The organism is Streptomyces sodiiphilus, from assembly GCF_039529215.1.
Classification (GTDB): domain Bacteria; phylum Actinomycetota; class Actinomycetes; order Streptomycetales; family Streptomycetaceae; genus Streptomyces; species Streptomyces sodiiphilus.
This window is the reverse complement of the sequence record NZ_BAAAMJ010000020.1, coordinates 23,014-43,890: the sequence shown is the minus strand read 5'-3', so window position 1 is coordinate 43,890 and position 20,877 is coordinate 23,014. Positions and strand designations below refer to the sequence as shown.

The following is a 20,877-nucleotide window of genomic DNA, read 5'->3' as shown; positions in this document are numbered from 1 at the left end:
CGCGCGGCGTCCGCGCCGCGCGGCACTTCGCTCCCCGTCCGGGGATCAGGCCCTCGGATAGCGTTCCAGCCAGCCCGCCACCGAGCCTCCGGGACTGTGCAGGGCCGGGCCCTGGGTGATCTCCATGGCGAAGTCGTCGGCCAGTTCCAGGATGGTGGCCCGCCCCTCCAGCTCGGCCAGCCAGCCGGGCGGCAGTGCCGTCTCGCCGTGCAGGGCGCCCAGCAGGTTCCCGCAGACGGACCCGGTGGAGTCGGAGTCCCCACCGTGGTTGACCGCGAGCAGCAGCCCGTGCCGGATGTCCTGGGCCACCAGCGCGCAGTACACCCCGATGGCCAGTGCCTCCTCCGCGGTCCAGCCCTCGCCCAGCGCCTCCACCCGCTCCGCACCGGGGAGCCCCTGCCGCACCGCGCCCAGCGCCTGTCGCAGGGCGTGGGTGGTCTCCTCGTGGCCGGGATGGACCGCCAGCAGCGCCAGTGCCTTCTGCACCGCCGTGTCCAGGCCGTCGCCGCGCACCAGTGCGTGCACGATCACCGCGAACGCTCCGGCCGCCAGCCGCCCGGTGGGGTGGCCGTGGGTCTGGACGGCGCACTCGACACCGAGCTGGAACACCAGCTGCGGGTCCCAGCCGACCAGCAGCCCGAACGGTGCCGAGCGCATCACTGTTCCGCAGCCCTTGGAGTCCGGGTTCTTGGGCCTGTCCACGGTGCCCATCACCGGATCTCCCAGACCGCTCAGGCAGGCCCGGCCGGGGGCCCGCCGGGCGTAGAGCCACTCCTGGCGGGCCAGCCATCCGTCCTCGGCCCGCCGCTCGTCGGGGCCCCAGTCCTTCTGGGTGACGTACCAGCGACGGTAGGCGGCGTGCACGTCGGTCGGGGGGTGCCAGGCACCGGTGTCGCGCCGCACGTGGGCGCGGATGAGCCCGTCCACGGTGAACAGCGTCATCTGGGTGTCGTCGGTGACCGCGCCGCGCCGGCCGTAGGCGGGCACGTAGTCGGTGATGCCGTGCGGGCCGTGCTGTTCACGGATCTCCTCCAGGGTGTCGAACTCGACGCCCGCGCCCAGCGCGTCACCGATCGCCCCGCCCAGCAGGCAGCCGCGCACCCGGCTGCGGAAGTCCTGCTGCTCGGCGCGGCCCCACAGGCCGCCGCCACCCGCGCTCACTCCTGTATCCCGGCGATCGGCAGCAGTTCGGGAAGGTGTCCGTCGGCAGCCAGGGCTGACTCCTTTCTCTCGGCGGATACCTCGCCGTAGCAGGTCGTGCGCAGCCGGGACGGGCGGCCCGCCGCCTCGGCGATGGCGCGCAGTTCCGCGACGGATCTGTGGGAGCCGTAGGAGGAGCCCGCCATCCGGGAGATGGTCTCCTCCATGAGCGTGCCGCCCAGGTCGTTGGCGCCGGAGCGGAGCATCTCGGCGGCGCCCTCGGCGCCCAGCTTCACCCAGCTGGTCTGGATGTTGGTGATGTAGGGGTGGAGCAGCAGCCTCGCCATGGCCGTGACGGCCCGGTTGTCACGCGCGGTGGGGCCGGGGCGGGCGATGCCGGCCAGATAGACGGGGGCGTTGGTGTGGATGAAGGGCAGGGTGACGAACTCGGTGAAGCCCGCCACGCCCTTGTCCAGGTTGTCCCGCTGCATGCGGGCGAGGGTCCGCAGGTGTCCCAGCCAGTGACGCGGCTGGTCCACGTGCCCGTACATCATGGTGGAGGAGGAGCGCAGGCCCAGTTCGTGCGCCGTGGAAATGACGTCGATCCAGGTGGCGGCGGGCAGCTTGCCCTTGGTCAGTACCCAGCGGACCTCGTCGTCGAGGATCTCGGCGGCGGTCCCGGGAACCGAGTCCAGGCCGGCCTCCTTGGCGGCGGTCAGCCAGTCGCGCACGGACATCCCGGTGCGGGAGGCGCCGTTGACGATCTCCATCGGGGAGAAGGCGTGCACATGCATGCCGGGCACCCGCTGCTTCACCGCGCGCGCGATGTCGAAGTAGGCGGTGCCCGGCAGGTCGGGATGGATGCCGCCCTGCATGCAGACCTCGACGGCCCCCACCTGCCAGGCCTGTTCGGCGCGGTCGGCGACCTGGTCCAGGGAGAGGGTGTAGGCGTCGGCGTCGGTGCGGCGCTGGGCGAAGGCGCAGAACCGGCAGCCGGTGTAGCAGACGTTGGTGAAGTTGATGTTGCGGGTGACGACGAACGTCACCTCGTCGCCGACGGTGTCCCGGCGCAGCGCGTCCGCGGTGCGGCACAGGGCGTCCAGGGCGGGGCCGTCGGCGTGCAGGAGCACCAGGGCCTGCTCGTCGGTCAGCTTCCGCGGGTCGTCGGCGGCCGTCGACAGGGCGGCGCGGACCTCGGCGTCGAGCCGTTGTCCGGGACGGGCGGCGGGTGAGGGGATCATGCCGGGGGCCGCCTGCGCGCGGACCTCGGCCCAGTCGCCGTAGACCTCGTCGAAGTCCTCGCGCCGGTCCCCGGTGCGGCCCTCGGTGTCGACGGTGCGGTGCAGGTCGGTGCGGCCGGTGGCGGTCATCGGCTCGTCCGGCTCCTGCCAGGGCAGCCCGCGGGGAACGGCGTCCTCGCGGGCCAGTCCGGTGACCGGGTCGGCCAGGGCCCGCACGTGCGGCAGCAGCCGGGGGTCCAGCCACGGCTCGCCGCGCCGTACGAACTCGGGGTAGACGGTGAGCCGTTCGCGCAGCTCGAAACCGGCTTCGGCGGTGCGCCGGGCCAGCTCGTCGATCTGCGGCCAGGGCCGCTCGGGGTTGACGTGGTCGGGAGTGAGGGGGGAGACGCCGCCCCAGTCGTCGATGCCGGCGCCGATGAGCAGCGCGTACTCGTTCTCCACCAGGTTGGGCGGGGCCTGCAGCCGGGCGGAGGGGCCCAGCAGCAGCCGGGCGACGGCGACGGTGGCGGCCAGTTCCTCCAGCTCGGCATCGGGCATGCCCCGCATCGCCGTGTCCGGCTTGGCCCGGAAGTTCTGCACGATGACTTCCTGGATGCCGTGGTAGGCCCGGGCGGTGCGGCGCAGCTCGAACAGCGCGTCGGCCCGTTCGGCGTAGTTCTCGCCGATCCCGATGAGGATGCCGGTGGTGAACGGCACGGACGAGCGCCCGGCGTCCTGCAGCACGCGCAGGCGCACGGCGGGCTCCTTGTCGGGGGAGCCGTGATGCGGACCCCCGGGCTCGGACCACAGGCGGGTGGCGGTGGTCTCCAGCATCATGCCCATCGAGGGCGCGACCGGCTTGAGCCGCTGGAAGTCGCTCCAGGTCAGCACGCCGGGATTGAGATGGGGCAGCAGCCCGGTCTCCTCCAGAACCCGGATCGCCATCGCCCGGACGTACGCCAGGGTGTCGTCGTAGCCCTCGGCGGCCAGCCACTCCCGGGCCTCGGGCCAGCGGTCCTCGGGGCGGTCCCCGAGGGTGAAGAGCGCCTCCTTGCAGCCGAGCTCCGCGCCCCGGCGGGCGACGGAGAGCACCTCGCCCGGGGACAGGTACATGCCGTGGCCGGCGGCCCGCAGCTTGCCGGGAACGGTGACGAAGGTGCAGTAGTGGCAGCGGTCCCGGCACAGCCGGGTGAGCGGGATGAACACCTTTTTCGAGTAGGTGATCACCCCGGGCCGGCCGGCCTGGTCCAGCCCGGCGTCCCGGACCCTGGCCGCCGCGGCCGTCAGGGCCAGGAGGTCGTCGCCCCGGGCCCGCAGCAGCACCTCGGCCTCGGCGGCGTCCAGCGCCACGCCGTCCCGGGCCCGGCGCAGCGCGCGCCGCATCGCGTTCGCCGTCGGTCCCTGCGCGCTCGTCGTCATCCTTCGAGGATACGAGCGCGAGATGTCCGCTTCCCGGACACCCGGCACTTCTGTTCTCAGCGCCTATGTCATGTTCCGGGGCATTGGGTCAAGTCGGTTCAATGACCGACCGGCGCCCTAACGCTTTCGTCCGTGACAGTGCAGACTGGCCCCTGGCACGAAGCGTGAGCCTGTCAGGGCTCCGCCAAGAAGCATGAGAAAGAGCATCAGAAGCAGGGGACACCATGGCCGTTGGTGAGGGGTCGACGGGCCGGCAACAGCCTGCCCTGAACTTCGCCGTGCTCGGTTCGGTACGGGTCCGGTGCGAGGACCGCTGGCTGCCCACCGGCTCTCCGCAGCAGCAGGCGCTGCTCGCCGCGCTGCTGCTGCGCGGCGGCCGCACGGCCACCGCCCAGGAACTCGTCGACGCCGTGTGGGGCGAGGACTCACCGCAGCAGGTGCTGGCCGCGCTGCGCACCTATGCCTCGCGGCTGCGCAAGGCGCTGGGTTCCCGGGCCGGGATGCTGGTGAGCGTGTCCGGCGGCTACGCGCTGCGACTGGGGCCCGACGACGTCCTGGACACCGACCGGGTGGCCGAGCTGTCCCGGCAGGCGGAGAAAGCCACTGCGGCCGGCGACCTGCCGCGGGCGCGCGAACTGTACGGGAAGGCGCTGGCCCTGTGGGACGGCGAGGCGCTCAGCGGCGTCCCGGGCCCGGGAGCCGGCCTGCACCGCACCCGGCTGGAGGAGCAGCGCCTGCGGCTGCTGGAGCAGCGCCTGGAGATCGGCCTGGAGGCCGGGTACCACGCCGAGTGCGTCTCCGAGCTGACCGCGCTCACCACCCTCCACCCGATGCGGGAGCGGCTGCGGGAGCTGCTGATGCTCGCGCTGTACCGCTGCGGCCGGCAGGCGGAGGCCCTCGCGGTCTACGCCGACGCCCGGCGCGTCCTGTCCGAGGAGCTCGGTGTGGACCCCCGGCACGAGCTGTCCGAGCTGCAGCAGCGCATCCTGGAGGGCGACGAGAGCCTGTCGTGGGACGGCGAGCGCGCCGCAGCCCCCGCGGCCTCCGTCGTGCGTCCCGCACAGCTGCCGGCCGCCGTGCCGGACTTCACCGGGCGTGCCGCCTTCGTCAAGGAACTGGGAGCCGAGCTGGCCTCCGAGGACGGCTCGGTGATGGCGCTGTCCGCGGTGGCCGGCATCGGGGGAGTCGGCAAGACGACGCTGGCCGTGCAGGTGGCGCACGCCGTCCGCGAGCACTTCCCCGACGGCCAGCTCTATGTCGACCTGCAGGGCGCCGGCCCGGCGCCGGCCGAGCCGGAGTCGGTGCTGGGCTCCTTCCTGCGTGCCCTGGGCACGGCGGACACCGCGATCCCCGACGGCGTGCCCGAGCGGGCCGCGCTGTACCGCTCGCTGCTGGACGACCGCCGGGTGCTGGCCCTGCTGGACAACGCGCGCGACGCCGCCCAGGTGCGGCCGCTGCTGCCGGGCACCCCCGGCTGCGCGGTCCTTGTCACCAGCCGCAACCGGATGGTCGACCTGGCCGGGGCCCACCTGGTGGACCTGGACGTGATGAGCCCGGAGGAGGCGCTGACGCTGTTCACCCGGATCGTGGGTGCGGAGCGGGTCGGTGCCGAGCGGGACGCCGCCATGGACGTGGTGGCGGCCTGCGGGTTCCTGCCGCTGGCGATCCGCATCGCGGCCGCCCGGCTGGCCGCCCGCCGCACCTGGACGGTGTCGGTGCTGGCCCGCAAGCTCAGCGACGAGCGGCGCCGGCTGGACGTGCTCCAGGCCGGGGACCAGACCGTCAAGGCGACCTTCGAGCTGGGATACGGCCAGCTGGAGCCCGAGCAGGCCCGCGCCTTCCGGCTGCTGGGCCTGGCCGAGGGACCGGACCTCTCGCTCGACGCGGCGGCGGCGCTGCTGGACCGCGGCCCGGAGACCGCCGAGGACCTGCTGGAGTCGCTGGTCGACACCTCCCTGCTGGAGTCGGCGGCGCCCGGCCGCTACCGCTTCCACGACCTGGTGCGGCTGTTCGCCCGGGCCTGCGCGGAGCGCGACGAGCAGCCCCCGGGCGAGCGTGCCGCGGCGCTGTCCCGGCTGCTGGACTTCTACCTGGCCACGGCGACCGAGGTCTTCGCGCTGGAGCGGCCCGGGGAGAACATGGCGGAGCACGTGCAGCCCACCCGCTACCCCGGGCTGGCCTTCGCCACCAGCGCGGCGGCCCTGGACTGGCTCTTCCTGGAGGCCGACTGCCTGCTGGCCTGCGTCCGACAGGCCACCGCGGGCGGCGCCCTGCGGCACGCCGCCGACCTGCTGCTGATGATCCGCGACCTGGACGAGTCCGGGGCGCACTCCCGGCAGTACCAGAACGTCGCAGTGGCGGTGCTGGAGGCCGCGCAGAAGGCGGGCGACCAGGTGGCCGAGGGCCGGGTGCGGGTCGCCCTCACCCATTCCTACGGGCTGTCCGCGCGCTTCGACGAGGCCGACGAGCAGGCCACGCGGGGCCTGGAGCTCGGTCTGGCCGCCGGGGACCCGCTGAGCAGCAGCCACGCCCCCAACCTGGGGGGTGTCATCGCCCACTACCGGGGGGCCTTCGAGGACTCCAGGCGCCTGCTGGAGTACGCGCTGGCCGCCTTCCGCCGGGACGGCAACCGGGCCGGGGAGGCGAGCTCGCTCAGCAACCTGTCCCGCGTGGAGTCGGGCCTGGGCCGGACGGAGAGGGCCGTCGAGCTGGCCGGGAGCGCCGTCGCCCTGTACCGGGAGCTCGGCTCGACGCTGCGCCTGGCCAACGGCCGCTACGCCCTGGGCGTGGCCCTGGGGCAGCACGGCCGGAACGCGGAGGCGCTGGAGGAGTTCGCCGCGGCGCTGTCCATCTTCCGGGAGAACCGGCAGCGGCTGTGGGAAGGCATGACCTACTTCCGGATGGCGGAGGCCCAGCTCGCCCTGGACGTCCCGGCCGAGGCGGCCGCCCTGGCCGAACGGGCGCTCACCGAGCTGCGCGACATCGGGGACGACTGGCGCCGGGGCATCGTGCTCACGGTCCTGGGGCGCGCCCTGAACGGCACCGGGCAGTCCGGGCGGGCGCGGGTCTGCTGGGAGCAGGCCCTGGCCTCCTTCGAGGAGCTGGGCCGGCCCGAGGCCGCCGAGGTGCGCGACCTGCTGGCCGGCGCGGGCGTGGGCGTCTGACGGACCGCCCGGCCGTGCCCACGGGCGAAGGGCCCGACTGTCGGTCCCCCTGGATAGATTGCCGAAGCGGTTGCCGGGGCTCGTTCAGCGAACGTTTATCCCCGGCTGCCAGGCTCCCTTCAGCAACCACCGACTACGGGGGGCTGACGGGTGAACGGCAGGGCCGGCCGAGGGTCACGGGGGAATCAGCGGAGGTCCTGCCGTCATCCGTCAGTTGCTCAGCACAGGAGTTGACCATGAGCAAGATCAGCCCGCAGGACTCTCACATCACCGATGAGCCCACTCCGCAGGACAGCCACATCACCAGCAGCCCGAAGAAGCCCAAGCCGCAGGACTCGCACATCACCGGAGCACCGGAGAGCCCCAAGCCGCAGGACTCGCACATCACCGGTGACGGAGCCAGGTAGACCGTCCGCCGGCCCGGGCCGGGCCGGAAACCGGCTGTGGCAGCCATCAGCGCCGCCACAGCCGGTTTTTGCCGCCCGGATCGGGGCATGGGCTCAATGGCGAGCCGTTCGGGGGCAGTTCGCCGCTCGGGACCGGAGACTGCGGGCCGGCCGAGGTCTGCTGCCTCGTGGACGCGCACCGCCGTGCCTCACCCGGCACCACGCGATCCGATCGTTTTCAGCCACAATCGGCAGCGGATCCGTCCGGCGCACGCGACCCGCGCTCCGGGCGCCCGCTCCTCAAGGAGCCCCTCATGACCCGTGCCAGAACTCTGCTGACTGCCTGTGCCCTCGCGGCCGGGCTGGTGGCGGGAACCGCCGCCACCGCCAGTGCCTCGGACAGATGTGGCAGCTTCCTGCCGTTCGGTGACACCCACGTGACGGGCGGCACCACGCCGCAGGACACTCACGTGACGGGCGGCAGCCCCGAGGACACCCACCTCACCGGCGGCAGCCCCGAGGACACGCACGTGACCGGCGGCACCACGCCGCAGGACACCCACGTGACGGGCGGCAGCCCCGAGGACACGCACGTGACCGGCGGCACCACGCCGCAGGACACCCACGTGACGGGCACCACCCGGTAGGCAGTCCACGGGCCACCCTGTGACGGCGGGCCCGGCAGCACCTCACAGAGGGCTGCCGGGCCCGTCGTCCGTCGTTTATGGATCGTTTATCGGCGTCCTCCATGCTGAGGAACGTCAGCCGCTCTCGTGGGGGGAAGCGGCAGACGAGGGGGGACGTCTGCTCGGCCGGCGGGGGCACGCCGAGCGGACAGGGGAAGGAAGCCTGCCCGGCGGGGGGGACACCGGGCAGGCCCGCTGCAGACCGGTCCGGACGACGCGGAGGGGGCGTCGTCCGGGCCGGTTCGCACCCCCGCCACCGGACGCGGCCCGCCTCCCCGGGTACGGAAGCCGGCGCCGGACCGAGGCAGCCGGAGGTCACGGCAGATGGACCGTCACCAGCAGCGGACGGTGATCCGAACCCGCCGGCCCCAGCAGCTCGAAGCCGGTGAAGGCCACGTCGCGGGCCCCGAAGATCCAGTCCACACGGTCCGGCGGGTCCTGTCCCGGCCGGGTGGGCTCCTGCGGGTCCCCCGCCTCCTCCTGCGCGCTGCGGAAACCGGCGTCGAGCACCGTGTCCACCTCGGCCGAGCCGGGAGCCGCGTTGAAGTCCCCGGCCAGAACGGTGGACGGGTCCACGTCACCGTGCAGCAGCGCCTCCAGTTGCCGCAGCCGGGTGTCCCGGGCGCCGTCACCGTGCTGCAGGTGCGTCGTGACGACCCGGCTGGTCAGTCCCGACTCCAGCCGGACGGTGGCAGCCGCCCAGGAGCGGCCCTCCGAGCCTCCGGCCCGCGGCAGCCGCACCGCCTCGGAACCGCCTACCGGCAGCCCGGTGAGGATCAGGTTGCCCGAGTGCCGGCCGTCCGCCGGGGCCCAGACCGTCCGCACATCCAGCCGCCGCTCCAGCCAGGCCCGCAGATCGAGACCTCCGTGGCCCGGCAGGCCGCGCGGCACCTCCTGAAGCACGACGACATGCGCGCCCGAGTCCCGGATGACCTCCAGCACCCGGTCCGGCACCGGCTCGCCGTCCTCGTCCGCCGCCAGGCGCACGTTCCACGACAGCAGCCGGAAGGAGTCCGGCCCGGTCGCCGTCGGCAGCGGCTCCGGTCCGCCGCGCGCGGCGTCCGCCAGCGGCGGGACGGCCAGTGCCACGGTTGCCAGTGCCACCGGCAGCAACGCTCCCGTGGTGGGGCGGGCCGGGTGCCGTACCCGCAGCGATGCCCAGCCCAGCAGGACGGCCGCGGCCACCGGCAGCAGCCACAGACCCAGTTCGTAGGGCAGCGCCACCAGCAGGTAGCCGAGGCCGCAGCCGAGCCCGGCCAGGCCCAGCTCGGTCAGCGGCTGGTGCCCGCCGCCGGACGGTGCTCCCCGGGCGGGGGTCAGGGCCCGCGCCAGCACGGCGGGCAGCGCCGCGGCCGCCGCGGTGGCCGCGACCGCGGCGAGCACCCCGGTGGTCAGCAGGAGCAGCGTCACCCCGGCCACCAGCACCGCGGGGGTGCCCCGCGGCCCGCCGGGCGGCCCCGGCTGCGCCAGCACGGCCAGGCCCAGCACCAGCCCGGCACCGAGCCACAGTCCGGCTGCGGTCTGCGACATCCCGCTCTGAGCGGACAGGTATCCCGGCGAGACGATGACCACCCCGTACAGGGCCAGAGCGGGGCCCAGCAGCGCCAGCTGTCCCGGTCGCAGCCGGCTGCGGGGCGGCACGGCCGCCCGGTCCTGGTGCTGGGCATAGGCCGGCACCGCCAGAGCCGCGACGAGCACCACCGCCCACGCCCAGCCCAGGAAGCCGCCCCGCCACAGCGGGTCCCACAGGTCCAGCACCAGCCGCATCGCGAGGTCCACGGCCACCGCGAGGGTCACCGCCCGCGCCGTGCGGGCCGGGCCGTCCTCGGTGAAGGCCACCGAACGGCGGACCGCCGGCACCAGCGCGGCCAGCGACAGCGCCGCCGCCGCCCCCAGCACGAGGGGACTGCGGGCGGCCGGGACCTGCGCCACCAGCAGCACGGCCGCCAGGCCGCCCACGGCACACGTCACGGCCCGGCGCAGCCCGACCCACCACACCAGCGGCCCGGCCAGTCCCGGCGCGGCGAGGCAGGCGACGGTCACCACCGTGGCCCACGGCCCGCCGTCACGGGCCGCCACCGCCGACAGCAACGGGCCCAGGGCCCGCAGCAGTTCCAGCGCGGCCAGTGCCGTGACGGCCACCAGCACAGCGGGCGGTAAACGCAGGTCGGAAGGGGGACGCGAGAGCGAGGCGAAGCGCGGGGCGGGCGTCATGAGGGCACATTAGCGGCCCCGGCGGTTCCCGCGTGCGGCGCAGGTGCGTCACGCGTACGGTCGAAGGAGAGGTACGTCGACCGATGCCTGGGTGGTGGGCCTTCGATGCTGCGGAACGTCCTCGGTGCGCTGATCGCACTCGCCGGCGCGGTGCTCGCCGTGGCCAGCCCTTTCCTGGCCTGGTACGGCGCCCGGCCGGGGCGCCAGTACGCGCTCACGGAGCTGTTCACCCCCGGCGGCCCGGGGCAGAGTCCGGCCGCCCTCTTCGCCGGGCTGTTCCCGGTGATGGCGGTGGCCGCGCTGGTCGCACTGGCCGGCGTCGTCCTGGGCTCGCGGCTGCTGCCGGCCCTGGCCGGCCTGGCGGTGCTGGGCATCACGGTGCTGTGGGCGGTCCGGATGTACCTGCCGGCGGACAGCCTGACGCTCGGCGGCGACGGCGTGGCCGAGGGTGTCCTGGCCGCACTGGCCGGCGGGGTGCTGCTGCTCCTGGCGGCCACGGTGATGCGCGGACGCAGGGGCTGGTCCCGCTCGCACTCCTTCACCGCCCCGCCTCCGGCGACGGGACCGCCGGGCCGCGACGAGCCCCCGGAGGACTACTGGGCGGCGGGCGATGCCCCGACCACGCGGGCCGCGCCGTCCCCGTACGGCGAGCCGTACCCCGGCGGACAGCCGGACGACCCGTACCGCGATCCGCACGCCGGCGCGTACCACGATCCGTACGGCCGGCCGCGGCACGACGGGGGCCAGGAGCCGCCCCCCGGGGAACCGGGGCCCGCACCGCCCGGCGGACCCCCGCCGGACCGGCCGCACCCGTATCCGCACGAGCCCACACCCGACCGGCCCCATCCGTACCCGACCGAGCCGCCGCCGGACCGGCCCTCCCCGGACCGGCCCTCCCCGGACCGGCCGCCGCCGGACCGGCCGCCGCCGGACCGGCCGCCGCCCGGCTACGGGCCCCCGCCCGGCCGCGGCCTGCGGTGAGACCGGAAGGCCCCCGCCCGGGGGCACCGCGTGGCGGTCAGGACGCCTGACGGGTTCCGCGCGCGGCGTCCAGCGCGTAGACACAGCGGTCCTTGCTGCAGGCGAAGACCATGCCGTCGGCGGCTGCGGGAGTGCCGGTGATCGCCCCGCCGGTCTCCAGCTTCCAGCTCAGCCTGCCGCTGACCGCGTCCACCGTGTAGAGGCAGTGATCCTCGGAACCGAAATGCAGCCGGCCCCCGGCCACGGCCGGCGAGCCGGTGATGGCCCCGCCGGCGGCGAACCGCCAGCGCGGGGCACCGCTGACCGCGTCCAGCGTGTACATCGCCCCGCCGCTGCCCAGGTGCACCAGGCCGGCCGCCACCACCACCGGCTCGACGGACTGCCGCGCCTCGGTGGCGACGCGCCAGCGGTCGTCGCCGGTGGCGGGGTCCAGGGCATAGACCGTGCCGAGATAGTCGGCGAAGTAGACCCCGCCCGCCCGCTCCCGGGACGGTACGTACGTGGGCGGACACAGGACGGCGGCCGGGGCGTCGAACCGCCAGCGCTCCGACCCGGTGGCCGCGTCCAGTGCCAGCACCCGCGAGCCGGCGCAGACGAAGAGCCCGCCGTCCTCACCGCCCGCCACCCGCACCGGCACCCCGCCGGTCCCCGAGGAGTCACCGACGGCCACGGGACGGCCCCACAGCTCGTTGCCGGTGCGGGCCTCCAGGGCGTACAGAAGACCGTCGCCCCAGGTGTAGACCGTCCCGTCGTGGATGACCGGGCCCGCGTCCTCCGTCTCGAAGTCGGTCTGCGCGCCGGACAGCTCCCACAGCTGCTCCCCGCTGCCCGCCTCCCACGCCTGCACCCCGCCGCCGCGGGTGGCGGTGACGACCGTGCCGCGCGCGGCCCGCAGGGCGTAGACCCAGGCGTCGGTGGCCACCCGCCAGCTGTCGGTGCCGTCGGTGGCGTCCAGCGCGTGGAGGCCGGTGCCGTCGGAGGCGATCACCCGGCCCCCGCTCAGCGCCATCGACCAGGCCACCTCCCGGGTCTTGAACTGCCTGCGGCCACTGGTCGCGTCCAGGGCGTGCACCTCGAAGGAGGTGACGTAGAGCAGTCCCTCCCGCACCACCGGGGAACCCCACAGGTCGTTGGACATCCGGAACCGCCACGGCCGCCAGCGGGCCGGTGCGGCGGGGGGCGCCGGGGAGGGGTCCATGGCGGGCGCCTCACCCGGCTGCCGGGCCCACTCGGGTGTGTGCGGGGCGGGGGCCCGGTCCCTGCGGAGCTCCCCGCGGCGGGGGCCTGGGCCGATGGGCACGCCGGAGCCGGGCAGCAGGACGGTCTCCCGGGCCCCCGGCGGGGCGGCGGGCGCGGGCCCGGCGGAGGGGGGCGGGGGGACGGTCGCCGCGGGGGCAGGGGCGCCGACGGGCACCGGCGGCACGGCGGGCACGCGCGGGGGCGCCGGAGGAGGCGGTAGCGGTCCGGACGCCGGAGCGGAGGCGGCGGCGGACCGCTCCGCGCGCTCCGGGGCCGGCGGGGCGGACGGCGGCGGGACGGCCGGCCGCGGAGGACTGCCGGAGCGGCCGGAGCGGCGCCAGCCGATGAGAGCCACCGCGCCGGGCGGCAGCCACGCCGAGGCGGTGCCGCCGTCGTCGCCGGAGGCGAACAGGTGCGGGGCGAGCTGGGCCTGCAGGTCGGCCGGTGTGGGCCGCTCCTCCGGCGCGTGCTTCATCATCTGCTCGATGAACGGCCGCAGCTCCGGCGGCAGGCCCTCCAGGTCGGGCCCCTCCCGCAGCAGCATGAAGACGGTCTCCACCGGGTTCGCGCCGTGGTAGGGGGCATGGCCGGTGGCCGCGTAGACGAGCGTGGAGGCGAGCGAGAAGACATCGCTCGCGCCCGTCACCCCCCGGGAGTCCCTGGCCTGCTCGGGTGACATGTACGCGGGAGTGCCGACGGCGACGTTCGTCATGGTCAGCCGGGTGTTGGAGACCCCGGAGGCGATGCCGAAGTCGATCACCCGGGGCCCGTCCTCGTCGACCAGGACGTTGGACGGCTTCAGGTCCCGGTGCACCAGCCCGGCGCCGTGGATCGACTGCAGCGCCTCGGCGATGCCGGCCGCCAGCCAGCGCACGGCCTGGGGCGGCAGCGGACCGCACTCGGTGACGATCTCCTCCAGCGAGGGCGCCGGGACGTAGGCCGTCGCCAGCCAGGGCACGGCGGCCCGGGGATCGGCGTCGACGACGGCAGCGGTGTAGAAGCCGCTGACCGCGCGGGCCGCCTCCACCTCACGGGTGAAACGCACCCGGAACAGCTGGTCCTCGGCGAGCTCGGTGCGCACCGTCTTGATCGCCACCCGCCGGCCGGAGGCGGACCGGGCCAGGTAGACGAGACCCATACCCCCGGAGCCGAGCCGTCCGAGAACTTCGAACGGCCCGATCCTGCGCGGATCGTGCTGCGTCAGCTGCTCCACTGTGTCTGCCACCTCCCCGTGAGGGCGCCCCTGCGCACCGCCCCCGGTGCAGCATCTCATTGTCGCAGCAGGCGGACGCGGCGGGCCGCTGATTCGTCCCGGCCGCGCCGCGCCCGCCCTCCGTCACCCGTGTCGACCATGCCTGAACCCGTTCGGATGCGGCCGGATCGCGCGAAGATCACGCGTCGATAAGCTGACGGCATGACAGGACAAGTAACGACCGTGGACGGCCGGGTGGCCGGACGGCGCGGTCAGGCGACACGGCAGAAACTCCTGGACCACCTCGGCAAGATGCTGGGGTCGTCCCCCTACCGGGACGTCAAGGTCATCGACGTCGCCCGCAAGGCGGGCACGTCCCCGGCGACGTTCTACCAGTACTTCCCCGACGTCGAGGCCGCGGTGCTGGAGCTCGCGGACGACGTGGTCCGCGACAGCGCCGAGCTCACCCCCCTGGTCGCCGGCCGCTCCTGGGCAGGCAAGGGGGGCAAGGACAGCGCCGAGGAACTGGTCGAGGCCTTCCTCGCCTTCCGGCGCCGGCACGACGCGATTCTGCGGGTGATCGAACTCGGCGCGGCCGAGGGCGACCGCCGGTTCGTTCGGATCCGCACCAAGGTGCACGGCGCGGTGGTGAAACCCCTGGCCGAGTCCATCGAGGAACTGCGCGCCAAGGGACGGGTGGACCCGGAGGTGGTGCCGGCGGCCGTCGCCGGCGCGCTGGTCACCATGCTCTCCTCAGCCGCGGAGCAGTCCAAGAGCCTCCAGGCCCTCGGGGTCAAGCAGACCGACCTGCGGCCCAGCCTCGCCCTGCTGGTCCACCTCGGAGTGACCGGCCGGAAACCGGCGAAGTGACACCGGCGGGCCGCGGACGGCCGGCCCCTGTCACCGGTCCTTCCGCGCCGCCCTCGCTCTCCCTGCTCTCCTCTTCTCTCCGCGGCCCCCGCCGGGGACCGCGTCTTCCCTCCCGCACGCCTTCTCGTCACCGCATCCGCTGCCGCGTCGTGCCGGTGCTCCCGTCCCGCGCCCGGGGGCCTTCGCGACGCGCCCGGTCGCCCGCCGGTTCACAGCCAGCCGCGGCGCTGGGCCTGGAGGGCCAGCTGGAAGCGGGAACCCGCCCCGGCCTGCGCCATCAGCAGTTCCATGCGACGGAAGAACGTCCGTCGGCTCACCCCGAGTTCGCGCACGATCTGGCTGTCCGGGGCACCCGCGGCCAGCATCGCCAGAATCCGCCGCTCGGCCGGTCCGGGACGGGTGGCCGCGCTGCTGCCGGTGGCCTGCGGCACCGGCAGCGGCAGCGCCCGGTCCCAGCACGCCTCGAACAGGGCCCGCAGGGCGGTCAGCAGCGCGCCGGGGCGCACCGCCAGCAGACCGCGGCAGGCGTCGTCACCGTCCGCCGGCGGCCCCGCCACGAAGGCGACCCGGTCGTCTATCAGCGTCAGCCACACCGGAAGACCCGGGAGTGTCCGCGCCTGCTCGCCCGCGGCCATCCGGGGCTCCACGGCGCCGGACAGGTGACCGGGCCGGTCGAACGCGGCTTGCGCGTAGACGGTCCGGTGCCGGACCCCGCGTCGCATCAGGGACACCGCGGTGGCCGTCCCGAGCTCCCCGCGCCACACCGGGGGCTGGTTGTCCAGGCACAGCACCTCGTCCTCGGCGGCGGTGAGGGCGGCGGCCAGCCGCCGCTCGGCGTCCTCGCCGGTGAGCTCCTCGGCAGCCGTGCCGTCGCCGGCCGCGGGGTGCCGCCTGCGGTAGCGCTCGTACGCCGCGGTGACAGCGGCCTGAGCCTCCTTCAGGCGCAGGGCGGACCGCCGGGAGAGCAGTTCCAGGGCCGTGCCGGGCGGCACAGGGATGAGCGTGCGGGCGCCGGCCGGGCTTACGGCGGCCAGCCCGAGGGCGATCAGCCGGCGGTCCTCGGCGGCCCGGGAAGCACCGTCCGGCTCCGCGCCTCCACCGGGGTCACCGCCGGGGTCCGCGGGGGCGGACAGCAGCCGCAGATAGCGGGATATCTCGGGCTCCGTCAGGCCCAGTGCGGCCAGATGGCCGGCCAGGGTGTCGTCCTCCATCAACCGGCACCTTAGTGCCGTCGGCCCCGCAGTGTCACCAGGCGTATGCGCCCCGCGATAGAACGAATGATCCATCACTTCCCTGTCGATTCCGGAGGAATCAGTGGCGCACCGTCCCCGGCGGCGGCTCGTGACCAGGGCTGTCGGCCCCGTGGCGATACTGGCGGGGACCGCGGTCCTGGCCGGCGCGGTCCCCAGCATGGCGCAGCCCGCTCCCGTATCCGGCGAGGCATTCGCCGACGGCATCTACCTGATCGAGCTCGCCGAGCCGCCCGTCGCGGGTTACGAGGGCGAACTGCCCGGCCTGGCGGCGACACGCCCCGAGGACGGAGAGCGGCTCGACGCCGACTCCCCCGAGGCGCTGGCCTACCAGGAGCATCTGGCGGAGCAGCGCGACGGCGTGCTGGCCGGCCTGCCCGGAGTGGACCCGCTCTACACCTACGAGGTGACGTTCAACGGCTTCGCGGCCGAACTGACCGCCGCCGAGGCCCGGGAGCTGGCCGCCTCGGGCGAGGTCGCCGCCGTGGTGCCCAACGAGGAACTGGAGCTGACCTCCTACGACACCACCGACTTCCTGGGGCTCAGCGGTCCGGACGGCGTCTGGCAGGAGCACTTCGGCGGCCACGCGCGGGCGGGCGAGGGAGTCGTCATCGGCATCGTGGACACCGGAATCGCAGCCGAGCACCCGTCGTTCGCCCCGCTGCCCGAACCGCGGCCGGACGCCGGAGTGATCGCGGACAAGTGGCAGGGCAGCTGCGAACAGGGCCTGGAGGAGCCGGTCAGCTGCAACAACAAGCTGATCGGTGCCGCCTGGTTCGCCGCGGCCAACGACAACATCTCCGACATCGAGGTCGCCTCGCCGCGGGACGTCAACGGACACGGCTCGCACGTCGCCGCGATCGCCGCGGGCAACCAGGGCGTCGAGGCGACGGTGGACGGCCGGAGCTTCGGCACCGTCTCCGGTGCCGCCCCCGCCGCCCGGCTGGCGATGTACAAGGCGTGCTGGGTGCCGGCCGACGCCACCCGGGGGAGCTGCTTCTCCGCCGACACCGTGGCGGCGATCGAGCGGGCGACCGCGGACGGCGTGGACGTCCTGAACTACTCGATCTCGGGAGCCACCGACTCGGTGGTCAACCCGGTGGAGACGGCGTTCTTCCACGCCGCGGAGGCCGGGGTCTTCGTGGCGACCTCCGCCGGCAACAACGGCGCCGGCGCCAACCCCTCGGTGAGCCACAACGCTCCGTGGACCACCGGGGTGGCCAACTCCACCCACGGCTGGACCTCCGAGGCATCGGTCACCCTGGGGAACGGCGAGACCTACACCGGCGCCGGCACCGGCGAGGCGGTGCCCGAGGCGCCGCTGGTGCACGCCGCCGACGCCGGGCTGCCGGGCGCCGACCCGCAGGAGCTCCTGGACTGCTACCCGGGCACGCTGGACCCGGCCGAGGTCACCGGCAAGATCGTCGCCTGCCGGCGGCTGACGCTGGCCAGGGTGGAGAAGTCGGCAACGGTGAAGGCGGCCGGTGGCGTCGGCATGGTGCTCTACAACTCCGCCGCCCACTCGCTGGAGCCCGACCTGCACCCGCTGCCCACCGTGCACGTGGACCACCTGGACGGCGCGGAGATCCTCGCCTACCTGGAGCAGACCGCCGCGCCCACCGCTGAGCTGACGGAGCATCAGGGGCTGCGGCTGCCCGCCCCGGCGATGGCCGCCAGTTCCTCCTACGGCCCGGACCTGGCCAGTGGCGGCGACCTGCTGCGTCCGGATGTCACGGCCCCCGGCACCAACGTGCTGGCCGCCGTCCCGGCCAACGCCCGCAACCGGGGCCGGGACTTCGACGTGAAGGGCGGCACCTCGATGTCCGCGCCGCACGTCGCAGGCGCCGCGGCGCTGCTGATCTCCGCCCATCCGGACTGGTCGCCGATGGCGGTCAAGTCGGCGCTGATGACGACGGCCCACCAGCAGGACAGCACGGGCGGGCCGATCCGCCGCGAGGGGGTGCCCGCCACCCCCTTCCACTACGGGGCCGGGCACATCGAACCCGCCCGGTCGTTCTCCCCGGGGCTGGTCTACGACTCCGGTCCCGACGACTGGCGCGCGTACATCTGCGCCATCGGCCAGCGGCAGCCGGTGCCGGACGGCTCGGACTCCTGCGCGGGCGTCCCGGCGATCCCCGCCTTCGACCTCAACTACGCGTCGGTTTCCGTAGGTTCACTCTCCGGCACCACGACTGTGACCCGCACGGTGACCAATGTGGCCGCCGTCGCGGGCACCTACCGGGTGACCGTGGAGGCCCCTCCGGGCATCGAGGTGAGCGTCACCCCGCAGGTGCTCTCACCGGCCCCCGGCGACTCGGCGACCTGGACTGTGACCTTGCGGAACACCGGTGCCGCCGCGGGCACCACCGCCTTCGGGGCCCTGACCTGGTCCGACGAGCACGGGCACGAGGTGCGCAGCCCGATCGCGGTGCGCCCGGCCGGCTGAGACCCACGGCCGCCGTCACGGCCCGCCGCCGGTTCCTCCGGCGGCGGGCCGCCTGCGTATGCTGCTGAGCATGCCCATGCCCGAGATATCAGCGCCCGTCCACGTCATCGGTGGCGGTCCGGGCGGCCTGGCCACCGCGGCGGCCCTGCGGCAGCGCGGTGTCAGGGCCGTCGTCGTGGAGAAGGCCGGCGATGTCGGAGCCTCCTGGCGCGGACACTACGACCGGCTGCGGCTGCACACCACCCGCCGCTGGTCGGAACTGCCCGGGATGCCCATCCCCCGTTCGGCCGGCCGCTGGGTGAGCCGGGACGACTTCGTCCGCTACCTGGAGGACTACACCCGGCACCACCGGATCGAACTGGCCGCGGGCGTCGAGGTGTTCCGCGTCGAACAGGACACCGGGGGCGACGGCTGGCTGCTGCTCGCCAACGGCGGCCGGCGGATGCGGGCCCCGGCCGTGGTGGTGGCCACCGGCTGGAACCACACCCCGTACGTGCCCGACTGGCCCGGCCGCGAGAGCTGGACCGGGGAACTGCTGCACGCGCGCGAGTACCGCTGTCCCGAACCCTTCGCGGGCAAGGACGTTCTGGTCGTCGGGGTGGGCAACACCGGCGCGGAGATCGCCGCGGACCTGGCCGCCGGCGGCGCGGACCGGGTCCGCCTCGCCGTCCGCACCCCGCCGCACATCGTGCGACGCTCCACCCTCGGCTGGCCCGCGCAGGCCACCGGCATCCTGGTCCGGCGGCTGCCGGTCCCCGTGGTGGACCGGACGGCCCGCCCGCTGGCCGCGCTCATACCCGACCTGACCCGCTACGGCCTGCCCCGCCCGGACACCGGGCTGTACTCACGGGTGCGCCAGGGCGCCATCCCGGTACAGGACGCCGGGCTGATCCGTGCCGTGCGCCGGCGGCAGGTCGAACCGGTCGGCGCCGTGGAGTCGTTCGAGGGCGACAAGGTGCTGCTCGCCGGCGGGGAGGCCGTCACACCGGACGTGGTGATCGCCGCGACCGGCTACCGCCGGGGCCTGGAACCGCTCGTCGGCCACCTCGGAGTGCTCGACGACCGGGGCACACCGCTCGCGCACGGCCGGCGGACCCATCCCGAAGCCCCCGGGCTGTACTTCACCGGGTTCACCAACCCCATCAGCGGCATGCTGCGCGAACTGGCCCGGGACGCACCCCGGATCGCCACCGCCATCGCCCAGGGGGCACGCGGCTGAACGCCCCTCCCTCGGGGGAGGGGGCTCGCGCCTGCGATGCGCACTCGCCAAGGCGGACGCCTTGGCGTCCCCTCGCGACGCATGCATCTCATCCCAGGGTCATCAGGTCGGCACAGTACGTCAATACCTGGCCGGAACTTTTCGCCCGACAGGCGCTCCGTCGGGGACCGGGCAGTCCAGTTCGCACCAGACACACTTCCCGTCCCCCTCCGGCTGCCAGCCCCAGCGGTCCGCCAGGATCTCCACCAGCTCCAGGCCACGGCCGCTGGTCGCCTCCTGGCGCGCGGCGCGGCGCCGCGGCAGCCGCGTGCTGTGGTCGGCGACCTCGAGCCGGACCGCCGGCAGCCCATCCCCGGGGCCCGGCAGAACCAGCCGCACCACCCCGGGACGGCCGGTGTGCACCACCGCGTTGGTGACCAGCTCCGAGACGAGCAGGACCAGGGTGTCGGTCCGGTGCCGCTCCAGCACCGGGCAGGCACCGAACTGAGCCCGCGCCCAGTTCCGGGCGCGCCTCACCTCGGTGGGCTCCGGTCCGAACTTCCACTGCCTGCGTAGCACCTGCACGTCCACCGTCCGACCGCACTCTCCGTAACCCCGCAGTCGCACAGCATGGTTGACGGCAGGGCCGCCAACAAGCACTTCGGGCATATTCCGGCGCAAAGGAGTACGTCTTCCGACTGCTGTGCGAGACCTTGGGGCACCGCCGGCCACGCAGCGTGGCTTCCCGGGGGAGCCGGGAGGCGCAAAGAGGTGTCAGGGAGCGCTCCGGGCGGACAGCGGCTGCGCGGCGTCGTCCGAGGCGGCCTCCAGATCCGGGAAGCAGTCGAACAGCCGCCGCACCCCCAGCGCCGCGAGTACCCGGTTGACGTGCGACCCGTCCTCCGCGCCCTTGGCGGGCAGGATCAGCCGCAGCCGGCCGGCGCACGACCTCATCAGCCGGCGCGAGGCGATGAGCACTCCCACCCCGCTGGAATCGCAGAACTGGACCTCGGACAGGTCGAGTACCAAGTGGCGGCGGCCGTCGGCCACCGCCGCGTGCACGTGCTGGCGCACGGCCGGAGACGTCACGAGGTCGAGTTCGCCGCTGACCCGCAGGACGGCCCACTCCCCCCGCTGTTCTGCCAGCACATTCAACGACACGTGTGGGTGGTCCTTTCGGGTCCGCCGGGCCGGGTGACACGGCCCACTCTATGTGCGGGCTTCCCAGTTTCCGGCCGGGCACGCCTCCTGCGGCACCGCCCCCCGGCCGCGTCCGGCACATCCGGCCACACCCGGGCCGCGGTCCGGTGGCGATTTGCGGCCATCCGCACACGAATCGTCCGCCCGGAGGCGGGTGGCGGGGGCGCACCACCGGCGTCCGCCCCCTTACATTTGATCCTGCCGGCTCCCCCGGGGGCTTCCCGGGGCACGGCCGGCCGGACACATCCCGTTGCGGTGACGCCTGGGGGGCC

Annotated in this window: 14 protein-coding genes; 7 read left to right on the top strand and 7 right to left on the bottom strand. The window is 74.6% G+C overall.

Annotation, left to right across the window (positions count from 1 at the left end; all coding sequences use genetic code 11):
* Positions 1-45 precede the first annotated feature (45 nt).
* Positions 46-1,161 (bottom strand): ADP-ribosylglycohydrolase family protein, encoded by a 1,116-nt coding sequence (locus ABD299_RS11305; protein WP_344261091.1) that lies wholly within the window; start codon positions 1,159-1,161, stop codon positions 46-48.
* Positions 1,158-3,779, bottom strand: coding sequence for a bifunctional FO biosynthesis protein CofGH (locus ABD299_RS11300; protein WP_344261089.1), 2,622 nt, complete (start codon positions 3,777-3,779; stop codon positions 1,158-1,160). The genes ABD299_RS11305 and ABD299_RS11300 overlap by 4 nt, the downstream gene beginning before the upstream one ends.
* A gap of 224 nt (positions 3,780-4,003) precedes the next feature.
* Here ABD299_RS11300 and afsR point away from each other — a divergent pair, with 224 nt between their 5' ends.
* The 3 genes from afsR (at position 4,004) to ABD299_RS11285 (ending at position 7,976) form a co-directional block, all read left to right on the top strand.
* Entirely contained in the window at positions 4,004-6,943 is a 2,940-nt protein-coding gene (gene afsR, locus ABD299_RS11295) for an SARP-family global regulator AfsR (RefSeq protein WP_344261087.1), read from the top strand.
* Positions 6,944-7,179: 236 nt separating this feature from the next.
* A complete protein-coding gene (locus ABD299_RS11290) occupies positions 7,180-7,350 on the top strand; it encodes a hypothetical protein (RefSeq protein WP_344261085.1) in 171 nt (56 codons plus the stop codon).
* A gap of 293 nt (positions 7,351-7,643) precedes the next feature.
* Complete coding sequence (locus ABD299_RS11285) at positions 7,644-7,976, top strand: hypothetical protein (RefSeq protein WP_344261083.1); 333 nt, start codon at positions 7,644-7,646, stop codon at positions 7,974-7,976.
* 354 nt (positions 7,977-8,330) lie between these two features.
* Here the strand turns inward: ABD299_RS11285 and ABD299_RS11280 are convergent, their stop codons facing one another.
* Positions 8,331-10,229 (bottom strand): endonuclease/exonuclease/phosphatase family protein, encoded by a 1,899-nt coding sequence (locus ABD299_RS11280; RefSeq protein WP_344261081.1) that lies wholly within the window; start codon positions 10,227-10,229, stop codon positions 8,331-8,333.
* A gap of 105 nt (positions 10,230-10,334) precedes the next feature.
* On the opposite strand from ABD299_RS11280, the gene ABD299_RS11275 reads away from it, so the two are divergent.
* Positions 10,335-11,210: a hypothetical protein gene (locus ABD299_RS11275; RefSeq protein ID WP_344261079.1), complete on the top strand. Its 876-nt coding sequence runs from the start codon at positions 10,335-10,337 to the stop codon at positions 11,208-11,210.
* A gap of 37 nt (positions 11,211-11,247) precedes the next feature.
* On the opposite strand, the gene afsK is transcribed toward ABD299_RS11275, so the two are convergent.
* Entirely contained in the window at positions 11,248-13,722 is a 2,475-nt protein-coding gene (gene afsK / locus ABD299_RS11270; protein ID WP_344261078.1) for an outer membrane protein assembly factor BamB family protein, read from the bottom strand.
* Between the two features lie 141 nt (positions 13,723-13,863).
* Here afsK and ABD299_RS11265 point away from each other — a divergent pair, with 141 nt between their 5' ends.
* Positions 13,864-14,511: a TetR family transcriptional regulator gene (locus ABD299_RS11265; protein WP_344261076.1), complete on the top strand. Its 648-nt coding sequence runs from the start codon at positions 13,864-13,866 to the stop codon at positions 14,509-14,511.
* Between the two features lie 209 nt (positions 14,512-14,720).
* Here the strand turns inward: ABD299_RS11265 and ABD299_RS11260 are convergent, their stop codons facing one another.
* Positions 14,721-15,722 carry a LuxR family transcriptional regulator gene (locus ABD299_RS11260; protein ID WP_344261074.1) on the bottom strand — a complete coding sequence of 334 codons (1,002 nt, stop codon included), beginning with the start codon at positions 15,720-15,722 and terminating at the stop codon, positions 14,721-14,723.
* A 103-nt stretch (positions 15,723-15,825) separates the two neighbouring features.
* Here ABD299_RS11260 and ABD299_RS11255 point away from each other — a divergent pair, with 103 nt between their 5' ends.
* Both ABD299_RS11255 and ABD299_RS11250 read left to right on the top strand, forming a co-directional pair.
* On the top strand, positions 15,826-18,207 hold the full coding sequence (locus ABD299_RS11255; RefSeq protein ID WP_344261072.1) for a S8 family peptidase: 2,382 nt from the start codon (positions 15,826-15,828) through the stop codon (positions 18,205-18,207).
* A 76-nt stretch (positions 18,208-18,283) separates the two neighbouring features.
* Complete coding sequence (locus ABD299_RS11250) at positions 18,284-19,426, top strand: flavin-containing monooxygenase (protein ID WP_425581311.1); 1,143 nt, start codon at positions 18,284-18,286, stop codon at positions 19,424-19,426.
* Between the two features lie 120 nt (positions 19,427-19,546).
* Here ABD299_RS11250 and ABD299_RS11245 read toward each other — a convergent pair whose 3' ends face one another.
* Complete coding sequence (locus tag ABD299_RS11245; RefSeq protein ID WP_344261068.1) at positions 19,547-19,996, bottom strand: ATP-binding protein; 450 nt, start codon at positions 19,994-19,996, stop codon at positions 19,547-19,549.
* A 183-nt stretch (positions 19,997-20,179) separates the two neighbouring features.
* On the bottom strand, positions 20,180-20,566 hold the full coding sequence (locus ABD299_RS11240; protein WP_344261066.1) for an STAS domain-containing protein: 387 nt from the start codon (positions 20,564-20,566) through the stop codon (positions 20,180-20,182).
* Between the last annotated feature and the right edge of the window lie 311 nt (positions 20,567-20,877).